25 protein-coding genes are annotated in these 21,970 nt (G+C 39.0%); 19 read left to right on the top strand and 6 right to left on the bottom strand.

Annotation, left to right across the window (positions count from 1 at the left end):
- Positions 1-182: 182 nt before the first annotated feature.
- The 4 genes from WYK_RS02800 to WYK_RS02790 all read left to right on the top strand — a co-directional run bounded on the left by WYK_RS02800 (position 183) and on the right by WYK_RS02790 (position 3,635).
- Positions 183-836, top strand: a complete 654-nt coding sequence (locus WYK_RS02800) for a hypothetical protein (RefSeq protein ID WP_051387282.1) — start codon at positions 183-185, stop codon at positions 834-836.
- A 91-nt stretch (positions 837-927) separates the two neighbouring features.
- Positions 928-1,098 carry a YozD family protein gene (locus tag WYK_RS23650; protein WP_081704733.1) on the top strand — a complete coding sequence of 57 codons (171 nt, stop codon included), beginning with the start codon at positions 928-930 and terminating at the stop codon, positions 1,096-1,098.
- 174 nt (positions 1,099-1,272) lie between these two features.
- Positions 1,273-1,977 carry a purine-nucleoside phosphorylase gene (gene deoD / locus WYK_RS02795; protein ID WP_040373059.1) on the top strand — a complete coding sequence of 235 codons (705 nt, stop codon included), beginning with the start codon at positions 1,273-1,275 and terminating at the stop codon, positions 1,975-1,977.
- A gap of 245 nt (positions 1,978-2,222) precedes the next feature.
- Complete coding sequence (locus WYK_RS02790) at positions 2,223-3,635, top strand: lmo1851 family serine protease (RefSeq protein WP_081704734.1); 1,413 nt, start codon at positions 2,223-2,225, stop codon at positions 3,633-3,635.
- Between the two features lie 131 nt (positions 3,636-3,766).
- Here WYK_RS02790 and WYK_RS02785 read toward each other — a convergent pair whose 3' ends face one another.
- Positions 3,767-4,549, bottom strand: coding sequence for a carbon-nitrogen family hydrolase (locus tag WYK_RS02785; protein WP_040373056.1), 783 nt, complete (start codon positions 4,547-4,549; stop codon positions 3,767-3,769).
- 56 nt (positions 4,550-4,605) lie between these two features.
- Here WYK_RS02785 and WYK_RS02780 point away from each other — a divergent pair, with 56 nt between their 5' ends.
- The 4 genes from WYK_RS02780 to WYK_RS02765 all read left to right on the top strand — a co-directional run bounded on the left by WYK_RS02780 (position 4,606) and on the right by WYK_RS02765 (position 7,487).
- Positions 4,606-5,784 (top strand): pyridoxal phosphate-dependent aminotransferase, encoded by a 1,179-nt coding sequence (locus WYK_RS02780; protein WP_040373055.1) that lies wholly within the window; start codon positions 4,606-4,608, stop codon positions 5,782-5,784.
- 140 nt (positions 5,785-5,924) lie between these two features.
- Positions 5,925-6,515 carry a hypothetical protein gene (locus WYK_RS02775; protein ID WP_040373054.1) on the top strand — a complete coding sequence of 197 codons (591 nt, stop codon included), beginning with the start codon at positions 5,925-5,927 and terminating at the stop codon, positions 6,513-6,515.
- Between the two features lie 109 nt (positions 6,516-6,624).
- The gene (locus WYK_RS02770) at positions 6,625-7,035 is read left to right on the top strand and encodes a DUF948 domain-containing protein (RefSeq protein ID WP_040373053.1); all 411 of its coding nucleotides are present in this window, start codon (positions 6,625-6,627) and stop codon (positions 7,033-7,035) included.
- Positions 7,036-7,118: 83 nt separating this feature from the next.
- On the top strand, positions 7,119-7,487 hold the full coding sequence (locus WYK_RS02765; protein WP_051387281.1) for a DUF948 domain-containing protein: 369 nt from the start codon (positions 7,119-7,121) through the stop codon (positions 7,485-7,487).
- Between the two features lie 763 nt (positions 7,488-8,250).
- On the opposite strand, the gene WYK_RS02760 is transcribed toward WYK_RS02765, so the two are convergent.
- Positions 8,251-9,027, bottom strand: coding sequence for an STAS domain-containing protein (locus WYK_RS02760; RefSeq protein WP_040373052.1), 777 nt, complete (start codon positions 9,025-9,027; stop codon positions 8,251-8,253).
- Positions 9,028-9,186: 159 nt separating this feature from the next.
- Here WYK_RS02760 and WYK_RS02755 point away from each other — a divergent pair, with 159 nt between their 5' ends.
- A complete protein-coding gene (locus WYK_RS02755; RefSeq protein ID WP_040373061.1) occupies positions 9,187-10,104 on the top strand; it encodes a CobW family GTP-binding protein in 918 nt (305 codons plus the stop codon).
- A 66-nt stretch (positions 10,105-10,170) separates the two neighbouring features.
- A complete protein-coding gene (locus tag WYK_RS25085) occupies positions 10,171-10,341 on the top strand; it encodes a DUF2188 domain-containing protein (protein WP_169732055.1) in 171 nt (56 codons plus the stop codon).
- A gap of 92 nt (positions 10,342-10,433) precedes the next feature.
- On the opposite strand, the gene WYK_RS02750 is transcribed toward WYK_RS25085, so the two are convergent.
- The gene (locus tag WYK_RS02750) at positions 10,434-10,682 is read right to left on the bottom strand and encodes a hypothetical protein (RefSeq protein WP_040373050.1); all 249 of its coding nucleotides are present in this window, start codon (positions 10,680-10,682) and stop codon (positions 10,434-10,436) included.
- A 76-nt stretch (positions 10,683-10,758) separates the two neighbouring features.
- Between WYK_RS02750 and WYK_RS02745 the strand changes: the two genes are divergently transcribed.
- The 6 genes from WYK_RS02745 to WYK_RS02720 all read left to right on the top strand — a co-directional run bounded on the left by WYK_RS02745 (position 10,759) and on the right by WYK_RS02720 (position 15,963).
- Positions 10,759-11,037 carry a hypothetical protein gene (locus tag WYK_RS02745; RefSeq protein ID WP_040373048.1) on the top strand — a complete coding sequence of 93 codons (279 nt, stop codon included), beginning with the start codon at positions 10,759-10,761 and terminating at the stop codon, positions 11,035-11,037.
- Positions 11,038-11,129: 92 nt separating this feature from the next.
- Positions 11,130-12,083, top strand: a complete 954-nt coding sequence (locus WYK_RS02740; RefSeq protein WP_040373046.1) for a YncE family protein — start codon at positions 11,130-11,132, stop codon at positions 12,081-12,083.
- 5 nt (positions 12,084-12,088) lie between these two features.
- Positions 12,089-12,775: a response regulator transcription factor gene (locus tag WYK_RS02735; protein ID WP_040373044.1), complete on the top strand. Its 687-nt coding sequence runs from the start codon at positions 12,089-12,091 to the stop codon at positions 12,773-12,775.
- On the top strand, positions 12,765-14,159 hold the full coding sequence (locus tag WYK_RS02730; protein WP_040373042.1) for a sensor histidine kinase: 1,395 nt from the start codon (positions 12,765-12,767) through the stop codon (positions 14,157-14,159). Before WYK_RS02735 ends, WYK_RS02730 begins: the two co-directional genes overlap by 11 nt.
- 23 nt (positions 14,160-14,182) lie before the next feature.
- On the top strand, positions 14,183-14,662 hold the full coding sequence (locus tag WYK_RS02725) for a FixH family protein (RefSeq protein ID WP_040373039.1): 480 nt from the start codon (positions 14,183-14,185) through the stop codon (positions 14,660-14,662).
- Positions 14,663-15,048: 386 nt separating this feature from the next.
- Complete coding sequence (locus WYK_RS02720; RefSeq protein ID WP_040373037.1) at positions 15,049-15,963, top strand: CAP domain-containing protein; 915 nt, start codon at positions 15,049-15,051, stop codon at positions 15,961-15,963.
- 102 nt (positions 15,964-16,065) lie between these two features.
- On the opposite strand, the gene WYK_RS02715 is transcribed toward WYK_RS02720, so the two are convergent.
- Positions 16,066-16,560, bottom strand: a complete 495-nt coding sequence (locus WYK_RS02715) for an Hsp20/alpha crystallin family protein (protein ID WP_152526388.1) — start codon at positions 16,558-16,560, stop codon at positions 16,066-16,068.
- Positions 16,561-16,721: 161 nt separating this feature from the next.
- Here WYK_RS02715 and WYK_RS02710 point away from each other — a divergent pair, with 161 nt between their 5' ends.
- Complete coding sequence (locus WYK_RS02710) at positions 16,722-17,495, top strand: SDR family oxidoreductase (RefSeq protein ID WP_040373035.1); 774 nt, start codon at positions 16,722-16,724, stop codon at positions 17,493-17,495.
- Positions 17,496-17,540: 45 nt separating this feature from the next.
- On the opposite strand, the gene WYK_RS02705 is transcribed toward WYK_RS02710, so the two are convergent.
- Both WYK_RS02705 and WYK_RS02700 read right to left on the bottom strand, forming a co-directional pair.
- Positions 17,541-18,902 (bottom strand): MATE family efflux transporter, encoded by a 1,362-nt coding sequence (locus WYK_RS02705; protein WP_040373033.1) that lies wholly within the window; start codon positions 18,900-18,902, stop codon positions 17,541-17,543.
- A gap of 98 nt (positions 18,903-19,000) precedes the next feature.
- Positions 19,001-20,092 carry a mechanosensitive ion channel family protein gene (locus WYK_RS02700; RefSeq protein WP_152526387.1) on the bottom strand — a complete coding sequence of 364 codons (1,092 nt, stop codon included), beginning with the start codon at positions 20,090-20,092 and terminating at the stop codon, positions 19,001-19,003.
- Between the two features lie 218 nt (positions 20,093-20,310).
- Between WYK_RS02700 and WYK_RS02695 the strand changes: the two genes are divergently transcribed.
- Both WYK_RS02695 and WYK_RS23645 read left to right on the top strand, forming a co-directional pair.
- The gene (locus WYK_RS02695) at positions 20,311-21,378 is read left to right on the top strand and encodes an undecaprenyldiphospho-muramoylpentapeptide beta-N-acetylglucosaminyltransferase (protein ID WP_040373032.1); all 1,068 of its coding nucleotides are present in this window, start codon (positions 20,311-20,313) and stop codon (positions 21,376-21,378) included.
- A gap of 75 nt (positions 21,379-21,453) precedes the next feature.
- Positions 21,454-21,603 carry a DUF2639 domain-containing protein gene (locus WYK_RS23645; RefSeq protein ID WP_081704731.1) on the top strand — a complete coding sequence of 50 codons (150 nt, stop codon included), beginning with the start codon at positions 21,454-21,456 and terminating at the stop codon, positions 21,601-21,603.
- Positions 21,604-21,970: the final 367 nt, after the last annotated feature.

Raw genomic sequence — 21,970 nt, 5'->3', positions numbered from 1 at the left:
CCATTTCGACTCCTCTATATTTCCGCGCGAGATTTACCATATATCCTCAATGTTTCTTAACCATATGGCTTGGATATGCATATACTTTAGTAATAAACATTTAGGACCTATGTTGAGGGGATGTCTCTTATGGGGAAAAAAAACAGCCGAAATTTAAGAAAGGCGATACAGTCGTCATTTCAATGTACGGCACAGTAGGGAATATTACAGATGTTAAGTACTTGGATGGAGTATTTATTTATGAAGTTAACCACAGCGAAGGGTTATATTTAGAACCGACTTTGCAGCATATCTTTGAATATGAGGGTGAAATTCATACTGAAGCCGAACAAATCGATATTGAGTATAAGTTTATCTTTGGAGATTTGGTAAAGGTAGAGGGGTATGAGCAGGACTATTTTAAGGTTATCGGATTTCGTACTGAGATCTGGCGTTACCAAGAGCATGCATGGGAAGATGTCATCTATGAACTTTCACGGATTTCCGATGGCGAGTGGCTGGAAACACATGAAGAAGAAATGGAATTGATAGCAGATGCTGAAAAAGCAGAAAGCTTCATAAAAAATATGGGAATGCATGCTAGCAGCCCAAAGAAAAATGTGGTTCTTGATCCTGACGCCTTATCAAAAAAACCTGCTATAACAGAAGGGGAAAGGCGAAAAAATATGGAGGAAAAAAAACAGCTGATCGATGGCCTGCTCGATTTATACAATGACTATCAAATTCTATTCACCCTCTTTGGCGATGAGGACTACAAACATGTGATGAGCGTTGCCATGGTGAAGATAAAAAAAACGGCGAGTGAACTCTATTCAAATAAAAAATTAGCAAATTGACAGTAGAAGATAGGCCGAAACCTGATGGCAGCTGGAATACAGGCATAATTGTCTAAAGCTGTTCATACACCTGTAACAAGGGGGCGATGATATGCGGGAGATTGAGGTTTTTATTGATACGGAAGAAATTGCAGAATTTTTCTATCAAGAGCTGATGAAACGGGGATATATTCCGGCTGAATCTGAACTCGAAGATCTTGCAGATATCACATTCGACTATTTATTGGAGAAGTGTATCATCGATGAAGAGACGGATGAATAAACGCCCGGTAACAACGGACCCTGCACACCCATAAGCGTTAAGAAACGACGGACACCCCCGTCGTTTTTTTCATGGAGCAAAAACTGTACTTATGTGTATAGTTCCCTTTGGGAAGGTCAGTATGGTATAGTAAACTGTGTCAATATTTCACAGTTTTTATAAGGAGGATTTTAAATGAGTGTACATATTAATGCGAAAGAAAATGAAATTGCAGAAACGGTATTATTACCAGGTGATCCGTTGCGGGCTAAATATATTGCAGAAACGTTCCTAGAAGATGCAGTTCAATATAATGATGTAAGAAATATGTTTGGTTATACAGGAACCTATAAAGGTAAGCGTATTTCTGTACAAGGTACAGGTATGGGTGTTCCTTCAATTTCTATTTATGTGAACGAATTAATCAGCAGCTATAATGTTCAAAAGCTGATTCGTGTTGGAACAGCAGGTGCTATTCAAAAGGATGTTAAAGTTCGTGATGTCATCTTGGCAATGAGTGCATCAACAGACTCACAAATGAATCGTCTGACATTTGGCGGCGTAGATTATGCACCGACCGCTGACTTTGATTTATTATTAAAGTCATATGAAGCTGGATTGAAAAAAGGATTGAAGCTAAAAGTTGGGAATGTTTTTACAGCTGATCAGTTCTATAATGACAACAGCGAGCTTGAAAAATGGGCTAAATATAAGATTCTTGCAATCGAAATGGAATCCGCTGCTCTATATACCATCGCAGCGAAGTTTGATCGTCAGGCGCTGTCTATTTTAACCATAAGTGACCATCTTCTAACTGGTGAAGAGACAACCTCACAAGAGCGTCAATCAACGTTTGGTGAAATGATTGAAGTTGCACTCGAAGCAGCTATACAAGAATAATGGTAAGCCTGTATCTTCATAGATACAGGCTTAACTATAGGAATTCTGAGAAATGGATCTTCAGTTCTTATTAGTTTCTTACTCGCTAGACATACTTTTTATTTTCGTTTCGGTGTAAACCTGATAAAATAGATAAAACATTCCTAAATATTCATTTAGGAGTTAGGATACATGAAAGTGGTGAACAATTAGTGGAGGAAGATCATAATAAGCAAGAACCGAAAACAGAAAATAAATTGATTAAAATGAAAAAGTTTCCTTTTATTATGGGGATATTTTTAATTGTTTTCTTAACAGCAGGAATTACCACAATCGCCCTAACCTTTGGTGATGAAAAGGTAGAATCTCTTGCTCCAGTTGAAAAAACAGAACATGCAGAATTCCAAAAGTTGTATGATACATACGATACCTTAAAAAAGAACTTCTATAAAGATGTCGATGATAATGAGCTTGTTGATGGTGCAATCAATGGCATGATTCAAGCCTTGGATGATCCGTATTCTACTTATATGGATGAAGAGGAAGCTAAGAGCTTTAATGAAAGCATTTCATCTTCGTTTGAGGGGATTGGCGCTGAAATTCAAGAACATGATAAACAAATCATGGTCGTATCACCGATTAAAGGTGCTCCAGCAGAAAAAGCTGGGGTTAAGCCAAATGATATTATTCTAAGCGTTGATGGAGACAGTCTAGAAGGCTTGAGCTCAACAGAAGCGGTTATGAAAATTCGAGGTAAAAAAGGGACAAAGGTAGAGTTGATGATTTCCCGTGGAACATCAGAACCTCTAAAGGTTACGATTGTCCGAGATACGATTCCGATTGAAACGGTATATGCAGAATTGCTGCCAAGCAAAATTGCAAAAATACAGGTAACGAGTTTCTCTGATAACACGACCGAAGAATTAAAAACAGCACTATCTGAGATGGAAGAAAAGGGGATGAAGGGAGTTATTCTTGATCTTCGTGGCAACCCAGGCGGCTTATTAAGCAAAGCACAGGAAATTGCCAGCATTTTTGTTCCTAAAGGTGAGAATATTTACCAAGTAGAAAATCGTGCCGGTCAAAAAGAAATTACAAAATCAGATAATAAGACTGTCTTTGATAAACCTGTCGTTGTCTTAATTGACGGCGGTAGTGCCAGCGCATCTGAAATTGTCGCTGCTGCTGTAAGTGAGTCAGCTGACATTCAATTGGTTGGTGAGAAATCATTTGGTAAGGGAACGGTCCAAACTGCAGATGAATATGATGATGGTTCTAATTTTAAATTCACTGCATACAAATGGCTGACACCAGATGGTAATTGGATTCATGGTAAAGGCATCGAGCCTGATGTGAAAGTATCATTACCGAAATATGCAAGCCTTGCGTATATTTCTCCAGATAAAAAGATGAAGGAATCAGATACTTCTACTGAGATTAAAACAGCAGAACAAATGCTTGAAGCAACCGGATTCGACCCTGGTAAAGTGGATGGTTTTTACGATGAAGCAACTAAAACAGCTGTTTCTGACCTTCAAAAAGAAAAAAAACTTGAAGTAACTGGTGTATTAGAAGGGGAGACTACGATAGCATTAATGGAAATGCTGCGTGAGAAAATTCTCGCAAATGATACCCAAGTGAAAAAAGCAGAAAGCATTTTAGAAAAAGAAATCAACTAACCTAAACAGGCCGCTCAAGCAATTAATCGCTTGAGCAGCCTGTTTTTTTGTTTCCTTAGAAGGAGGACTTGGAGCTCTGTACAGAAAATCATGATATAGTAAATACAGAAATGATAGAATTATTTGATTTCTTAATAAAATTCTGGTCTTCTGTCCTGAAAAACAGGTATTTGTTTTCGTACACTGTCGATTAGTTCGAGGTCAATTTCTGCTAATACTATTTCTTCCTGGTCGCCAGCTTCTGCTATAATTTCTCCCCAAGGGTTGATGACCATAGTGTGACCGCCGAACGTATTTGCAGGATCTGAACCAACCCTGTTGACAGCAATGATATAGGCCTGATTTTCGATTGCTCGGCTAATCAATAACGCGCGCCAATGAGAAATCCGAGGTTCCGGCCATTCTGCAGCAATAAATAGGACGCCTGCTCCGTCAGCTGAATGAACGCGAAGCCATTCTGGAAAACGAATGTCGTAACAAATGAACCCAGCACAATGCTGCTCATCCAAAGTGAAGGCACCATCATTTTGTCCAGGCATAAGAAAATGATGCTCATTCATTAACTGAAACAAATGAAGTTTGTCATACAGTTTAACTACTTTTCCTTTGTTGGAAACAATAATGAGGGTATTAAATATGCCCTCCGGTGTAGACCGAGCGACAGATCCACCGACAAAATGGATGGAATGAGCCAAAGCGCATTCCTGTAAAAAACGAATGGTTCGGTCTGCTTCATGATCGGCTAATTCATCTAGCCTCGTCAGGTCATACCCAGTAGTCCAAAGCTCGGGCAGGACGACAATATCAGGTTTTGACGCTGCAGCCAACATTATTTTATAACGTATTCGTTGGTAGTTTTCTTCGGGGTTTCCAAAAGCAATGTCCATTTGAATGCAGGCAATTTTCCATTTCATTATCATCCCTCATTTCTATTAAGCTAGTTACATAAAAAAATAAAGAAGGTGCTTATATGGTTGACTTTAGTAAATCGAACTTATTAAACTCACTTCCTAAACAATTCTTTGCCTCACTAGCGGCTCGAGTAGAAGCTGAAAAGGCAAAAGGTCATGATGTCATAAATCTAGGGCAAGGAAATCCTGATCAACCGACTCCTCCTCATATTGTCGCAAAGCTTCAGGAAGCGGTCAAGAATCCTATGAACCATAAGTATTCCCCATTTAGTGGATACCCGTATTTAAAAGAGGCGGCTGCAGCTTATTATCAAAGAGAATACGGGGTCGAGCTTGATGCGGAGTCGGAGGTAGCAATTTTGTTTGGAGGGAAGGCAGGATTGGTACAGCTTCCGCAATGCCTGTTAAACCCCGGTGATACCGTACTCGTTCCAGACCCAGGGTACCCGGATTATCTCTCTGGAATCATGCTGGCCCAAGTGAAAACGGCAATTATGCCTCTTCTGGAAGAGAAACAGTACCTGCCGGATTATCAGGCTCTCCCATTAGAAACGCTGAACCTTGCCAAGCTGATGTATTTAAATTATCCCAATAATCCTACCGGTGCAGCAGCCACTTCCAACTTTTTTGAACGCACTGTCAAACTAGCAAAGAAACACACCATTTGTGTTGTTCATGATTTTGCCTATGGTGCGATTGGATTTGATGGAAATAAACCGCTTAGCTTTCTTCAAACACCAGGAGCAAAAGAAATCGGTATTGAAATTTATACGTTATCAAAAACATATAATATGGCTGGCTGGCGTGTCGGCTTTGCTGTAGGCAATAAAAGTGTTATTGAAGCTATTAATCTGCTGCAGGATCATTTATATGTTAGTTTGTTTCCTGCTATTCAGGAAGCGGCAGCAGCTGCACTGCTTGACTCACAAACATGTGTGGAGGAATTGATTGGCCGTTACCAAGACAGGAGAGACGTATTAATCGACGGACTACAATCTCTTGGCTGGAACGTGACTGCACCAGAAGGGTCCTTTTTTGCTTGGCTAAAAGTTCCTAAGCCTTATACTTCAGAGCAATTCTCTGATCTTCTGCTCAGAAAAGCACACGTAGCTGTTGCTGCAGGGAATGGGTTTGGTGAATTCGGTGAAGGATATGTGAGAGTTGGACTGCTCTGTTCTGAAGACAGACTGAGAGAAGCGGTTAAAAGAATAGAAGCATTGGACCTTTTCACGGATTGAAGACGAGCAAATTCGTAGAACATTAAACACTTACTAGATAAGCACCCTAATGTAATTATATTCTTTAATTGGTTTAATTTTCTTGTACGAGGGAAGGAGTTCTTTATTGGATGTTAATTGATTAAGGAGGATGTATCGTATTGAGGAAAAGCAGAGTATGGTTACTGACAGGAGCAGCATTATTCTTGATATTAACAGGCTGCCAAGAGAAAGAAGCAAAAGAGAATCCAGCAGAAACAAAGGAAGTCATAGCAGATGAAAGTACGGACACAACAGCAACGGATCTAACAGCTAAAGAAAAGGACACGACTGTAGATCCAGTAGCAGCGGAATTAGCCTCTTATATGATGACAGTAAATGAAGTGATTATGGACATGAATTCACTTGATGAAGAATATAGGACTAACTATATGGAAGAAACGGATATTGATGCAGCTTTGAGATATCTGGAAGATGATTATAATCCAAAATTCGCGAAAAAAGTAAATGAAGCACAGGCGATTGAGACAAAATCACAATCCATAGTAGATGTACATAAACTATTTCTCGGCTATTTAAATAGTGAGACAGCAGCGTTAACTAAAGATGTAAAAGCCATTGAAACCAACGACCAAAGCCTTGCTCAGGAAGCACAAAATGATTTTCAAAAATCTCAAGAGCAATACCAAGAATATGAAGAGAAGCTAATGAAGCTGGCTGATCAGTATGGCATAGAAACAACTCCTTTATAAGGGTAACAGGCAGTCCCGTTGTAATGACGGTGCTGGCTGTCTTTTTTTGCTTATAGGGAATCAAATCCGCCTTTTTTGCATACTTTTTATGGAGAGGAGTGGGTAGGACATGTTAAAAAAAATAAGTATTGGCACGATATCAGGGGCAGTAGTCTATTTAATTTATACTCTAAACCAGACACTTCAAAAGGGGATGGGGACACTTGAAGAAACTAATAAGACACTCGCTGAAGTTAGAAATGCTGTTCACGGATTAACGGAAGAGTCGAAACAATTGATTCACACCGCCAATCAAATAACCGTAGATGTTAAGGGGAAAATCAGAAATGTCGATCCGTTATTAGAATCTGCACAGGATGTTGGAGAGATGATTCATAATGTAACTCATTCAATTAAAGAAGCTAGTAAGAGCGGGAAGAGTCCTTCAGATTCAACAAGTGTACCAAGTACACCGACAGTTCCATCAAAGCCATCAACTCCATTGGTACAGCAAGAAGGGGTCCATATCAAACTTAAATAAAACAGGTCTAGACACCCCGGGAATTCACCATTGTTTTAATGCTGTTATGTTACAACAATTTTAATACTGAGGGGGAGCAAAACATGATTATTCAATATAGTGTCGCAGCGATTGCGCTTGCTTTTATTTGGTTAGTGGTCTATTTAATTTCGACTCTTCAAAAAGGGATGACTACTTTAGGAGAAGCAAATCAAACATTAGCAGATGTCAGAAACGCTATCCACGATCTATCAGACGAATCCAAGCAACTCCTTCGAACAGCCAACGAAATAACGGTAGATGTTAAAGGTAAGATTAAAGCGGTAGACCCGCTGCTCGATTCTGCTCAAGATGTGGGGGAAGCTATCCACGCAGTGACGAATACGGTGAAAAAGGCCGCGACTACTGAATTCGGTAATAATCGGTCTCCTATTAAAATCAATACCTCTAGACCGAAAACTAACAGCAGATAAAACGAGGGTCGTACACGATGAAAAGCCACTACATAATAGTTTCATTCTGATTTCAAGCTTTTGATCGTGATGTGGAAAACATAAGACAAAAAGGCGTCCTTCCAAGGACGCCTCAGACTGTAGACAAACTCGATGGAAATTGAGCCTGTCTACAGTCTCCTTTTTTTAATTGGCAAGGTTTTGGAATTTGTGAAACCAAACAAATTAAGCAGAGAAACTTCGCATTCTATTCTTAGAAAAATAAAAATACACAAAACACACATGAGCTGGAAAATGTATCTCCTAGCTTATGTGTATTTTGCTGTGTTTTACTCAGCATAAGAAACTGCTGAATGATTGATATAAAGTACTAATTTAGCCGTGCGGAATGGTTTCGCTGCGCACCTCTTTTGGATTTCGAACACAATTCAATCAAGGCAGCTCAGCCTCTAATAGAAGGACTGCATTGTTCGTTCATCTTTTCAATGTTACTAGTGCTCTCCATAATAATCTTTGATTCTTCTTTTTCGAACGGATCTGTCCGAAAGGGTTTTTTCGTCATTTTCCCTATCTTGATTGACTTCCTCTTGAATTTGTTTGCTCGTGTTTCAATTTAGGTATCGGATTAAAATCCAAATAAAATTTAGAAAGAAGGTTTATTGGAGTGTTGGCGTGAAGACTCCTGCGGGAACAGCGGGACAGGTGAGACCCCGCAGGAGCGTAAGCGAGCGCCTGGAAAGAAAATCAACATCCCCAGTCTTCCTTCCAAGGACGCCTTTAGACTTTAGGGAATATAGGAGAAAGAGACTCCTCGACGAGTCATAATTTCCTGAATAGCTTGCTGAACATGCAAATAAGTTGTCCAATGGAAATTAGACTTTGAAATCGACGATGCCAGCGATGGAGAAACACCTACAACAAAGCACTCAGTTCCAATTAACCGTAAGGACTGACCTATTTTATTAATATAATAGCCGCTGCTTTCGTCAATTTTGGATAATGATGAAAGATCGAGCAGGAAAAATTCAGCTCTTTCTTCGACACATTTTTTTAAGATTGTTTCAAGTAATCGATCTGCACGCTCGTTTGTGAGATTTCCGAAAATAGGTATGGCGAGTACTGAATCCCATATTTTAAGAATGGGAGTAGATAATAGGGCAATGGTTTGCTCTTTTTCTTTTTCCTGTTGGGCTTTTTCTGTTACATCCAACAGCATAAGGATATAACCTTGTTTTACTTGTTGTTTATTATAGATAGGAGCAATAACTGTTTCCGCCACATAGGAATTCTTAATAGTAATCACTGTACGGTATGTATGATTTAATTCATGCATGATTTGTTTTTGATGTGCTGGATGGCTATGAAAAAAGTCCATATGCTTTCCTATTAGATCTTCATTTTCTGCAATACCAAATAGAGAATACAACGGACCTAAGATTTTTACGGCAGCATCGTTCATCCATGTGATTGTATGAGAAAGATCTGCTATAATAATGGTTTCATCAATATGTTCAAGAATATCTGTAAATTCAAGATCCGCTGGTACGTGTCCAATTGACATATAGTATTCTCCTATTTTAAATCCTCAGGTGCCTTACTGGGATATGTATTTTAAACAGCATACATAAGCTATCCTTTTGTAAAAGAATTTTAACATGCTATGATGTGTTTATCATATGATACACTCATAGGAAGACTAATGTAAATGGGAGTTATAAAAATGACAAAAAGAACGGAAATATATATTTTAGGGGGCTTCCTTGGAAGCGGCAAAACAACCCTGCTAAAACAAATTATTAATCAAGAAAACGAGGCCGGCAGAAAAACCGCAGTATTAATGAATGAGCTTGGTAGTGTTTCTGTCGATACTTCAATTCTCGGTGATGAAGTCCCTGTTAAGGAATTAATTGGCGGCTGTATTTGCTGTACCATTCAGGACAAGCTTGAGGCACAGCTTCAAGAATTACTGATTGAGGATTTAGATGCGATCTACATTGAAACGACTGGTGCAGCACATCCTGTTGAAGTACTGGATGGAATTATGTCTCCAATATTTGCTGAACGTCTTGAATATAAAGGAATCATCACGGTTTTAGACTTGCTGCGATGGAAGGATCGGAGTGAACTCTCCCCACAGCTCCGTCACCTGCTGGTTGAACAACTTCAACATGCTGACTTTATATTATTGAATAAGCAGGATCTAGTCACTGAAATGGAAGCTAGTCAGCTTCTTTATTCTGTGCAAGCCATTAATTCAGGTGCAGTCATCTTATTGACTACTCAAGCAAAAGTATCTTTAGATAGTATTCGAAAGTTGAAAATGAAAGCAAAGGGTGTGCACCAAAAACTAGACGTTCACAATCATCTACATCTACAAGCGATTGTCCATACATTTACAAATCCGGTAGATCAAAATGAGTTTGAAAACTGGCTCAGAAGTCTTCCAGAAACGGTATACCGGATGAAGGGCTATGTTTCCTTCACACATTCTCCTTATCCTTGTCTTTTTCAATATTCCTATGGGATGCCGCTGTTTATGAATGAAATGATGAAAATGCCATTGAATATGGTGATTATCGGCGAACAATTGAATGAAGTGCTGATTCATGATCAACTAATGGCCCTAGAGAAACAATAATACGTTTTCTTTTTCTCATAACGGGTAAAAATAAGACAACTCATTTTCCTATAAGGAGGTAATGATTTGCCTTGGTCAAAAAATGATTATCCACCCGCAATGAAAAATTTAGACGAAGATGTCAGAATGAAGGCAATTGAAATTGCTAATGCGTTGCTTGATGATGGGAATGACGAAGGAAAAGCAATCCCCATCGCGATAGACACCGCGAAAAAAGCGCTTGATGAAGAAAAGTAGATGAAGTTGAAAAAACAACACCTTTCCTGAAGTGGAATGGTGTTGTTTTTTTGTCTACCTTTCTTCATAAATAAGCTTTATACTAAAAACGGTCAGTTGGTGCTCATGTCACCGAACGCAGCAAATGTTTTTTCATCTTCAATTAAACCGCAGGCGGCACATTGCACTCGGACTTCTGGACCTTGATAAGGAAGATGAAAGGCATCAAGTGTCTCATTGGTATATTCCTCGACAACGTCACCTGTATTTGGATCCATTTTGACTGAGGTAGCCATTTGTTGAATGAGATTAAAGCGCGTTTTATTCGTTTTACAGTTAGGGCATCGATATACTTGGGACATGTTATTCACTCCTTTCCTTTTAGGAATAGGATGTCTCTTTTTTCACCAATTTATGTAAAAGAAAGCAGGGAATACAATGACTGAAAATGATACATCTGAAGAGCTCCTACAGGCTTATTTAAACATATGGAATAACCGAAGTGTTCAACATGAACACCAACAGGGTAAAAAAGGTATCCTTTCAGAATTGGTTCGCAGAGAGCTACTTGATGAAAATGCCCATCCTCGCGTACGAAAATCAGTATACGAAAAATTTTATTATAGTATGAAAAGACTGGCGGAATCCGATTTATCCAGCGATAAAATACACGCGTTAACCACTGTTTATCTTTCGGAAATGGAGCAGTTAACATAGGGTAATAATGTAATTTCTTTCATTAAATTCACACAATCTTCACAGAAAGAGTATACAATTCTGGTTAGTATAGAGAACAGAGGAGTTACGAGATGAAACAAGCATTCATTGTGCTGCTGCTATTGTTTGTAACGGGCTGCAGTGAGGAGTCCTATCCTAAGATCCCTGCCAATCAATCATTTGCAGCAACACTTAACTTAAAAGATACAACAATTAGTTTTATAGATAAGCAGTATCAGAAGATTACAGAATGGGATCTATCAGATCCATTTCTAGGAGGACTGTTAGTAGATGACGGAGATACGCTGCTCATCTATGGGAAGGACATGGAGAAAATCAGTGTCTATTCACTAAGTCTAGGAAAAAAGCTAGAGAGCTGGGATGTGGGACGTGGGATTGTGAGCATGACTCAGTTACATACAGGTGAACTGGCAGCCGTCAATCAAGAATCCAACGAGGTCTATTTTTTAGCATCGACGGGCGATATCGAAAAAAAGGTGAAGGTGGGCAAGCAGCCGCAATCCCTAATTCCAGATAAAAGTGGTGAAAGGCTGTATGTTATTAATTTTGGTGAGGGCAAATTGTCGGTACTCAACACGTCCAGCATGAAAATCGAGAAAGAAATTGAAATTCCACCTTCTTCAACAGGGGGCCTATTGAGAGAAAAAGAATCTGAAATATGGATAGGCGGCCACGGAAGCGGCAGTGAGGTAGAAGAAAGAATTCATATCTATTCCACGCAAACGGGGAAACTGATAAAAACATTGAAAGCACCTACCATGCCTATTAAGTTTATAGAAAATGAAGATGGTATTTTTATAGCCAGTCATGGCAGCAGCATGATTTATACATTCAATCACAGCTACGAACAGACAGCGAGTTCCGTTATTGGAGCAAATCCCTTTGAAATGGAGCTATTTAATGGTGATTTATTAGTGGCAGGCTACGATAGTAATGAACTGTATGTGGTCAATTCTACATCAGGAAAAGTGCTGTCCACTGTGAAAACTGGCAAGGGTCCATTTCAATTGATGATTAGGGAGTAGAGGAAATGAAGAATTGTACCGTTTTGATCGTTGACGATGAAGAAAATATGCGGACCTTGATGGAAATGTATTTACTTAATTCCGGTTATCACTGTCTTCAAGCACCTGATGGAGTGCAGGCCATTTCCTTATTGGAGAAACATGAGGTCGATCTGATTCTCTTAGATATTATGATGCCTGGCGACAATGGATTTATGGTATGTGAAAAAATTCATCAAAAATGGGATCTTCCTGTTATATTTGTCAGTGCTAAGGGTGCAGAATGGGATAAAGTAAAGGGACTTAAACTAGGTGCCGATGACTTTGTTGTAAAACCCTTTCATCCGGGTGAGCTAGTGGCAAGGGTCGAAGCAGTCCTGCGCCGCAGTGGGAAAAAGCAACAAACAGAAAATGAAACCATTTCTTTAGGAAAGATTAAGATGAATTTAAAATCGAGAACGGCAGCGATTGAAGGAAACACGGTTAATCTGACTTTAAAGGAGTACGAACTGCTGATCTACCTCATCACAAATAAAAAACAGGCGTTGAGCCGAGAACAGCTGCTTACTCATGTTTGGGGTGTGAGTTATGAAGGTTCTTTGAGAACAGTTGACACGCATATTAAGACACTTCGGATGAAGTTAAAAAGTGCAGATTATATTCAAACTGTCTGGGGAATTGGTTATAAGATTGAGGAAGAATATGAAGCGTAATTTCTTTTCTCTATCATTTAAACTGTGGTTCACAATCCTGCTGACTATTGTTTTCTCAATCGTATTTGCGTACTCCTTGTCACAATATTATTATAAATACTTATATGTGGAAAAGCTAAAGACAAATATGATAGAGGTTGCTGCCAAGCTTGCTGCAGAGTATCGAGGCGGGGAAATTTCTGAAGAATATAGAGAGCAGATAGAATGGTTGAATTCGAAAATAGACAGTGAAATTTTTATTGTCAGCAACCCTCGAGAGTTAAGTGCCTGTCTGCCCTTCGAAATAGATTATGATTCTCTTATCTCTGAGGAGGAAAGACAGCAATTAATTAATGGAGAAGTGATTCAAAAAGAGGAATATGAAGAACGTTTTAATCGTAAAATAGTGGCTGCGGTAACGCCGCTTGTCGATGAGGGAAGACTTGAGGGAATTATTTATACATATGTTACCGTCGATTCTATAAAAGAAGTTTTACAAGAGTTTGCGTATAAATGGCTGGCAGCGGCTCTTATCTTTGTCATCACGGCCATTATTCTTGGTACAAAGTGGCTGAAACGGTTGTATAAGCCGATAAAAGAAATAGAGGAAGCTGCCAAAAAAGTATCTGATGGTGATTATTCCATTAAAGTGAAGGTAAACAGCAGAGATGAAATAGGAAACCTCGCTGCAGCTTTTAATGAAATGGCCAACTCAATTTATCTAGAAGAAACGAAGAAAAGGGAGTTCATTGAGAACGTTTCACACGAGTTAAGAACACCTTTGAGCTATGTGACGGGCTATACGCAAGCCATTCTTGATGATGTAGTGAAAGGTGAAGATCAACATAAGTACCTTACGCTTATTTTGTCTGAAAGCAATCGTTTAGAAAAACTTGTTACAAACTTAATGGATTTAGCAAAAATGAATAATGAAAAGCTTGTTAATCAGGTTCCCATTGCTTTTGCGCAATTTTTAGAGGATTTCTTTGAGCAGTACTCTTTAAAGATGAAGGAAAGGGGATTTTCCCTTTCCTTAACCGTTGATCCAGATTCAATCATTATTGCGGATGAAAGTCAGCTAAAGCAAATCCTTAATAATGTATTGGACAATGCGATGAATTATTCCCCTGTTGGCGGTGTTATCAGGGTCCAGTTAACAAATGAGAGGGAACAGGTAATCCTGAAGATTACGGATTCTGGAATTGGAATTCCTAAAGAAGATATCCCGCACGTTATGGACCGTTTTTATCGAGTAAATAAGGCACGAAGCCGCTTTGACGGTGGAACAGGCTTAGGCTTAGCCATTGTAAAGCAAATGGTTGTTCTTCAAAAAGGCACAGTTACAATCGAAAGTGAAGCGGGAAAAGGCACAACCGTCAGGCTGTCTTTTCCGAGTGTAAGCTAATAGACTAGGAAAGAGGAATGATGATGATGAAACGAGTATTATTTATTCTGCTAGCAGTAACTGCCATTATGGCAGGCTGTGGAAAAGAAGATACCCAAGAAGAGGAAATACCAAAGCTGTTAGAAGTTGAACTTTCACTATCTCCCGATAAAAGTGAATTAAATCAAACCGTTACATTTGATGCCATGGTCAGCCAGGGAGGCGAAGCCGTAACTGATGCAGAAGAAGTGAAGTTTGAAATATGGCGGTCAAAAGATGAACATCATGAAATGATAGCTGCCAAACATAATAAGGACGGCAGCTATAAAATAGAAAAAACATTTGACCAAGAAGGTACTTTTTATGTATACGCACATGTGACTGCCCGCGGAATGCACAGTATGCCGAAAAAGGAGTTCATTGTCGGCAAGCCAAGTGAACCAGAAGATGGCAGCAACAGTCAAATGGAGAATATGGAGAAAGACAAGGATTCGAGTGAACACGACAGTACGGAGCATCATTAACCAGGCATGACACTTTGCAGAATATCCTTTGCAAAGTGTTTTTTTTATGTTCATTTCTGACGTTAAAAGTTTTTAATACTCGTAATATATACGTAAAATCTGTTACATAAGAAAGGTAGTATAAGAGTTGTCAATACTAGAATACTGGTTGTTTATTTCTTCTATAGGTGGCAACTACCATTGACAATCAGCATGATTACTTATTGAATGATCTGTTTTTACATAAAAACTGGATAAACAGCGGATTTCTCGCCTCATATTTTAGGAGAAGAAGTGAAAGATATTATTCTTGTTCTCTAGGAAATTCTTGGTCCAAATGTTACAGAAAAAGCTATGCTATGATAGTTTCAGAGGCAAGGCCACTAGAAACTAGGAGGAATTATTAAATGAAAAAAGTAATCATTACTGTTGCAGCAGCAGCTGCTCTAATCTTTACAGGGACTGGGGCTCATACAACCGAGGCTGCTAGTGTAAACAAAGAGTACAAGTCAATCTGCATCCAGAATGCAAAAAATGTAGAAATGCAAAAGTTGATCGAACAATATTTTGCAAAAACAAATAAAACATTTTCACCGGAACAGTTTAAAGTTCTTGTACATCAATTTAACGTATCACCAGAAGAAACACTTACTAAAGTAATGAAAAAAGTAAAAGCACAAGAACAAACAGTAAAAGCAGAAGAACCAACTGCAAAAGCGCCAGTGAAAGAAGTAACAGCTGAAAAAGCACCAGTGAAAGAGGAAGTTAAAGCACCAGTAAAAGAAGAAGTAAAGGCACCAGTGAAAGAAGAAGTAAAAGCGCCAGTAAAAGAAGAAACTCCGGCAGTAAAAACACCTGCTGAAGAAGTACAAACACCTGAAACAACTACAAAACAAGAAACAACTAAAGAAGAAGCGGCTACTACTGAAGACGTGAATTCTGAAATCAGTGCATTTGAAAAAGAAGTTGTTGAATTAACAAATGCTGAACGTACAAAACAAGGCTTAAAAGCATTGGAAATGGATACTGAACTTAGTAAAGTTGCAGGCATCAAATCACAAGATATGAAAGATAAAAATTACTTTGATCATACAAGCCCAACGTATGGTTCTCCATTTGATATGATGAAGTCTTTCGGAATCGACTATAGTGCTGCTGGAGAAAATATCGCAATGGGACAAACAACACCTCAACAAGTTGTAACATCTTGGATGAATAGTGAAGGCCACCGTGCGAACATCTTAAGTTCAAACTTTACTCACATTGGTGTTGGACACGTAGAATCAGGAAACTACTGGACTCAAATGTTCATCGGAAAATAATGTTTGGAAAGTTAGTTAGTCAGGCCACTTGGTCTGGCTTTTTTTATTTTATAAATGGATGAATCCGTTCTGGATTCACTCTATACGGACAGCTGGATAGGATCATAATCCTGATACGTCAATTTCCGAATATTGAAGATCATTATTCTTCTGGAGTTTTATTTCCAATGTTTCATCTTTATAGTGAGCGGAAGCCCCTTTTTTCTTCACGGTAGCAGGAAGGGTAATGACATGCCGGTCACCGGGTTCTGGGAAACCTTCAACAATTGATTGATTAGATGTATGATAGATTTTCATCTGCTTAACCGAAGCTGGATCTTTTAATGGAATGCGTACATACACGTCTGTATGTGTTTCGAAAACGGTCGCCTGAAGGGGATTGGAAGCTTGCTGTTGTTGTTCTTTTGCAGCCTGCTCCGCTCCCTGGAAAGAGGGGAATCCTTCCGCTTGCTTCTGATTCATCATTTGCTGCATGTTTTCTGGAATGACCTGAGAAAATAATTGATTGATAAACGATTGAACGTCATTGGGATTCATCTTATTTGTAAAATCTGTTTGCTTATTTTTTGAAAAAAGCATATTCCAGGGAAACATCATTTCTTCCTCCTTTCGTTAGGTTTCAAGTAATACCATTGTATGCATTTGCCTCACTGACCGTTAATGAGAGGGAAGCCGGATAATTCTTAAATTTAGTGTCTGAAGAATAATTATGTATAATATACTGTATCTAAATACTTTATATGAAGAGGTAAAATTTTGTGAAGATAAAAGTAGCTGTTATAACTGGAGGAGCAACTGGTATTGGACGGAAAACCGCCTGTGTACTTGCAGAAACGGGAATGAATATTGCGGTAACGTATAAAGAAAGCAAGGTTCAGGCTGAGCAATTAGCAGCTGAACTAATCGAATCTTATGGTGTACAAGCAATTGCAATTCGTGGTGATGCAGCAGACGAAAAGGATTGTCATTCAGTGGTGAATACAGTCATTCAATCATTTGGGCGAATTGATGTTTTTATCCACAACGCAGGTCCTTATATTCATGAACGAAAACCGATGCTCGAGTATTCGAGTGAAGAGTGGAATTACTTAATGAATGGTAATTTAACGGGTTTTTTCTACATGGCAAAGGAAATTGTGCCGCATATGAGGAATAATGGCTGGGGGAGAATTATTACCTTAGGATTTGATCGTTCGGAAACGGCCCCTGGTTGGATTTACCGCTCTGCCTTTGCTGCAGCAAAAACTGGGTTGACCTCCTTAACTAAGACCCTTGCACTTGAAGAAGCTTCCTATGGAATTACTGCCAATATGGTTTGTCCCGGTGATATTATCGGAGAATGGAAAGAAAGCAGTATTAGTGAAGCTCAACTAGAGAAGGACGCGGATGTCCCCGTAGGACGCCCTGGGACAGGAGAAGATGTAGCAAGAGTGATTGCCTTTTTATGTGATAGCAAATCTGATTTTATTACAGGCAGCGTGATTCCCATTACAGGTGGCAAAGATGTTTTACGAAAAGTATTTCTCCAATAAAAAAGACAAAGGTCTCCATTATACGCGGAGATTCTTTGTCTTTTTTTAATGCTGTATTCTTTTAAGGTCATGCGAACGTTGAACATAGAGAAGTCTAATGAAAAGGCCGACTGCTCCTATTGCTAGACCAACAATTAATCCAATCCAATATCCAAAAGGTCCCAATGATGAATACTTAGAAAGGAGAATCCCCATAGGTAGTCCGATAATCCAGTATGAAATAAACGACATGAAAAAGCTGATGGTTACATCTTTATAGCCGCGTAGTATTCCCTGAATGGGTGCTTGAAGCGCATCAGATAATTGGAAGAAGGTTGCATATAGCAAGAAATGTGCCGTCAGCTGGATCACGTCTGCATCAATCGAATAAATCGAAGCGATTTGCTCCCGGAAGAAAAAGACAACGGAGGCACAGAGTAATGACAGACCTATTGCTCCAGAAATCCCAAGTATGCTATAAATCCGAGCATCCTTATATCGTTTAGCACCAGCCTCAAAGCCAACAACAATGGTTAGCCCCGTCGAGATGCTTAAAGGAATCATGTATAGGAATGAAGCAAAATTCATGGCGATTTGATGGGAAGCAATTGTCAGTGTATTATAGTTACTCATGAAAAGGGTAACGGCTGCAAAGATACTAGTCTCGAAAAATATCGTTAAGCCGATAGGCAGTCCGATCATTAAAAGCTCCCGCCATTCTTTCCATGCTGCACGATACAGCGTAGAAAATAGTTTATAGCCGGCAAAAGGTTGAACCTTCACGATTGTCAAAATGGCAATCACCATAATTACCCAGTAAGTAATCGCCGTCGCATACCCTGAACCAACCCCGCCAAGTTCGGGGAAGCCCCATTTTCCATAGATTAATAAGTAATTGAATAAAACATTAATCGGTAAAGCAAGTAAGGTGATGAACATGGATATACGTGTTTGTCCAAGAGAATCAATAAATGATCGAAGGACATTATATAAGAAGAGAGGAATCATTCCAAATGATAGAGCGATTAAATAGTCATGGGCTATATCATGGACTGATTGCTCAAGATTCATAAGTTCTAATATAGGGTTTAAAACAATTGAGCCAATGACCATGACGACTGCTGCCATCACAAGGCCTAAATATAACGCCTGAATGACTGTATGTGGAATGGACTTTGTATCTCTCGCTCCAAGCTTTTGAGAAATAATTGGTGTAAGGGCTAATAATATACCGCTTATTCCCGTATAAACAGGCATCCAGAGTGAACTTCCAATCGAAACTCCAGCAACATCTGTGGTCCGATATTTACCGGCCATCATAATATCAAAGAATGTCATGGAATAGATGCCTAATTGAGTAATGAGAATGGGTGCCAATATAAAAATGAGCTGACGTATTTTCTGTGCTGTTGTGTAAGTCTGAATCATATCATACTCCTGAACTATTTTTTGCGAATGAAAGTAGTATAACATAATCAGAAGGTCTTCATGCAAAAAAAAAACTGCCAAGGCAGCTTGGCAGTTGATTAGGTGTTAAAATCAGTCATTTCATGCAGTGCTGATTCATTCTTGAAAATTAAATTTTGGGCTGGAATGGCCATTTCCACTTCATGTTGGTCTAGAATGTCCATGATTTTAAAATTAATATTTTCTTTAGTTTCCAAATAGCCAGCATAATCAGTGACAGTAGTAAAGAAATACAAATAGATATCTAGACTCGCACTGCTGAACTGGTCAAACCTAACCATAATTGTGTCTTTATGAACCCCTTCATGATTCTGAAGCATTTGTTCAAGTTGTTTCGTAAATACTTCAAGCTTTGTCCTTGATGTTTGATAAGAAACTCTTAGGTGAAAGGCAATCTGACGTTTACCCATCTTCGACCAGTTGATAATCGGTTCGTTAGACAACGTTGCATTCGGGACCGTTACAAGTGCTTGTGCAAAAGTTCGGACCTTTGTACTCCGAAATGTGATATCCTCAACGGTTCCTTCGACACTTGGAGTCTTAATCCAATCGCCAATGGTAAATGGTTTTTCTGTAATGATTACAATGCCGCCAAATAGATTACTGATTGTATCTTTGGCTGCGAGAGCGAAGGCTAGTCCACCGAGTCCTAGACCGGCGACAAATCCGTTAACATTAAATCCCCATTCTTCAGCAACGATACTAACACCAAGAGCAATAAAAATAATATTAATGATTTTTGTAATGAAAGGTATAACAATTTGATCGACACCTAAATCAAGTTTGCTGTTTAATTGCGGAAACAGCAAAGTGAGGATGGCACTAATATTTAGAAGGGCCCAAGTCGCAAGAATAATGAATGCAGAACGGAATAACCGAATTTTGATTTCATGCGATACAATTTCAAAGGGAAAGTATCGACTGGCTATAATAAAGCCGATTAAAACAATCAACCAGCGTAAAGGCTTTTCAAGTACAGTCATTAAATTAGCAGCGAATGTAATATTACGTCTTCTAGCTAAGCTGAGCAGGTATTTAAATAGGTACCGTGTAAAAGCACTTCTTACGGCCAAAAAGAATAGGAAAATGGCAGCTGATATTCCAAGCTGAAGCCACATATCCCAATTATACAGCGATGATAATATAGTCAAGCATCATTCCCCCTAATTAAGGATTATATTATCACAGAATAACTTTTTGTTCATCTTCCTCGTTCGAAAATAGTGCATTTATATATAAAAAATTATTTTTCCTAAATGCAGGAAGATTAAGGATATCTCTTTTATGATTTCAGCTTTTCTTATCTAGTATCTGCGTTTACCTATGGTATGATGAGGGGAACTTATTTTTTGTTTGGAAGGTGATTATTTTGAAAAAGAAAGTCGTATTTACTGGTGGAGGATCAGCGGGGCACGTTTCTGTGAACGCGGCGATTATTCCTGAATTTATTAAAAATAATTGGGATATTACTTATATTGGTTCTGAGAAAGGAATCGAAAAAACAATTATTCAAAAAGAATTTCCACAAATCAGTTACCGTGTCATTTCGGTTGGTAAGCTGCGGAGATATATATCATTAGAAAATATGAAGGACCCATTCCGTGTTGTAAAAGGGATCTTTGATGCAAGAAGAATCTTAAAAAGTATCCGTCCTGATTTTATTTTTTCAAAAGGGGGGTTTGTCTCAGTTCCAGTCGTATTGGCAGCTAAAATGCTTAAAATTCCTGTGTTCATTCACGAATCGGATTATACACCTGGTTTGGCCAATAAAATTGCGATGCCGCTCTCCTCGAAAATATTTACGACGTTTGAGGAAACAGCTAGCTCCTTACCTAAGGAGAAGGCTCTGTATATCGGAGCTGTTCTAAGAGATGGGATTTTTCATGGCAATGCAGTAAAAGGAAGAGAACTTTGTGGATTTACTGATAAGAAACCGATAGTGCTTGTTATGGGTGGAAGTCTTGGGGCGGTTCGAATTAATAACGTTATACATGAGACACTTGATGAATTGCTAAAGTCATATCAAATCATTCATATCTGTGGTAAAGGGAACCTGCCAGGTATAGAACGTAAGGGATATCAGGCATATGAATATGTTCATGATGAACTCTTTGATTTATTAGCAGCCGCTAATTTAGTAGTATCAAGAGCTGGATCTAATTCGATTTTTGAATTTCTTGGATTGCAAAAACCGATGCTCTTGATTCCACTTAGTGCGAATGCTTCCCGAGGCGATCAAATTTTAAATGCAAATAGCTTTGAAAAACAAGGCTTTTGTAAAGTACTCCAAGAAGAAGATAGTAACTATCCAGCGTTTATAGAAGCCATTAATCAGCTGAATGATGATTCGATTGCATTTAAAGCAAAAATGAAGCAAAAGCGGCCTTTCAAAACGGCAGAAGAAATGTACCAGCTTTTGATTGATCTGCAAAAATAAACCCAGTCTAACGCATCATTCTCCCCTCTTCAGCCGCATATATTGAAGGAATCAATATAAAAGGGGGCGGAGTAGTTGGCACATACGTATTCAAAGGGCTGGTATATTCAGCAATTAAAGACGATAGGGGTTACGAAACACCCGATTGAGCGAAAGAAGCTTGAGTTATATCGAACACATGTAATTCGAAAAATTTACCTTGATCACTTCAAAGGCAGCCCATAAAGGGCTGCCTTTAGACTGTAGACAAACTCGGGTGGAAATCGAGTTTGTCTACAGTCTTCTTTTTTAGTTTTTAAAATGCGGCTGTTGATTGCAGTGAAAGGCGTTTCGCTTTCCGCGGGCGGGCGGTGAGCCGCATCAATGCTTACGCTCCTACGGGGTCACCTGTCCCGCTGTTCCCGCAGGAGTCTTCACGCCTTACTCTCCAATCAACGGTCTTTCTAAATATAATTTGGATTTTAGTCCGATGTTCAAATGGAAACACGTGCTACCCAAGAGCAGATTTAGGTGGAGGTCCATTCAAATCGGGGGAAATACGAAGAAAACTCTTTCCGACAAATCCGTTCGAACAGGAAGAATCAACGATTAG

This window comes from Peribacillus psychrosaccharolyticus ATCC 23296 (assembly GCF_000305495.1).
In the GTDB taxonomy this organism is placed as follows: Bacteria; Bacillota; Bacilli; order Bacillales; family DSM-1321; genus Peribacillus; species Peribacillus psychrosaccharolyticus.
This window is presented reverse-complemented; position numbering and strand designations above follow the sequence as displayed.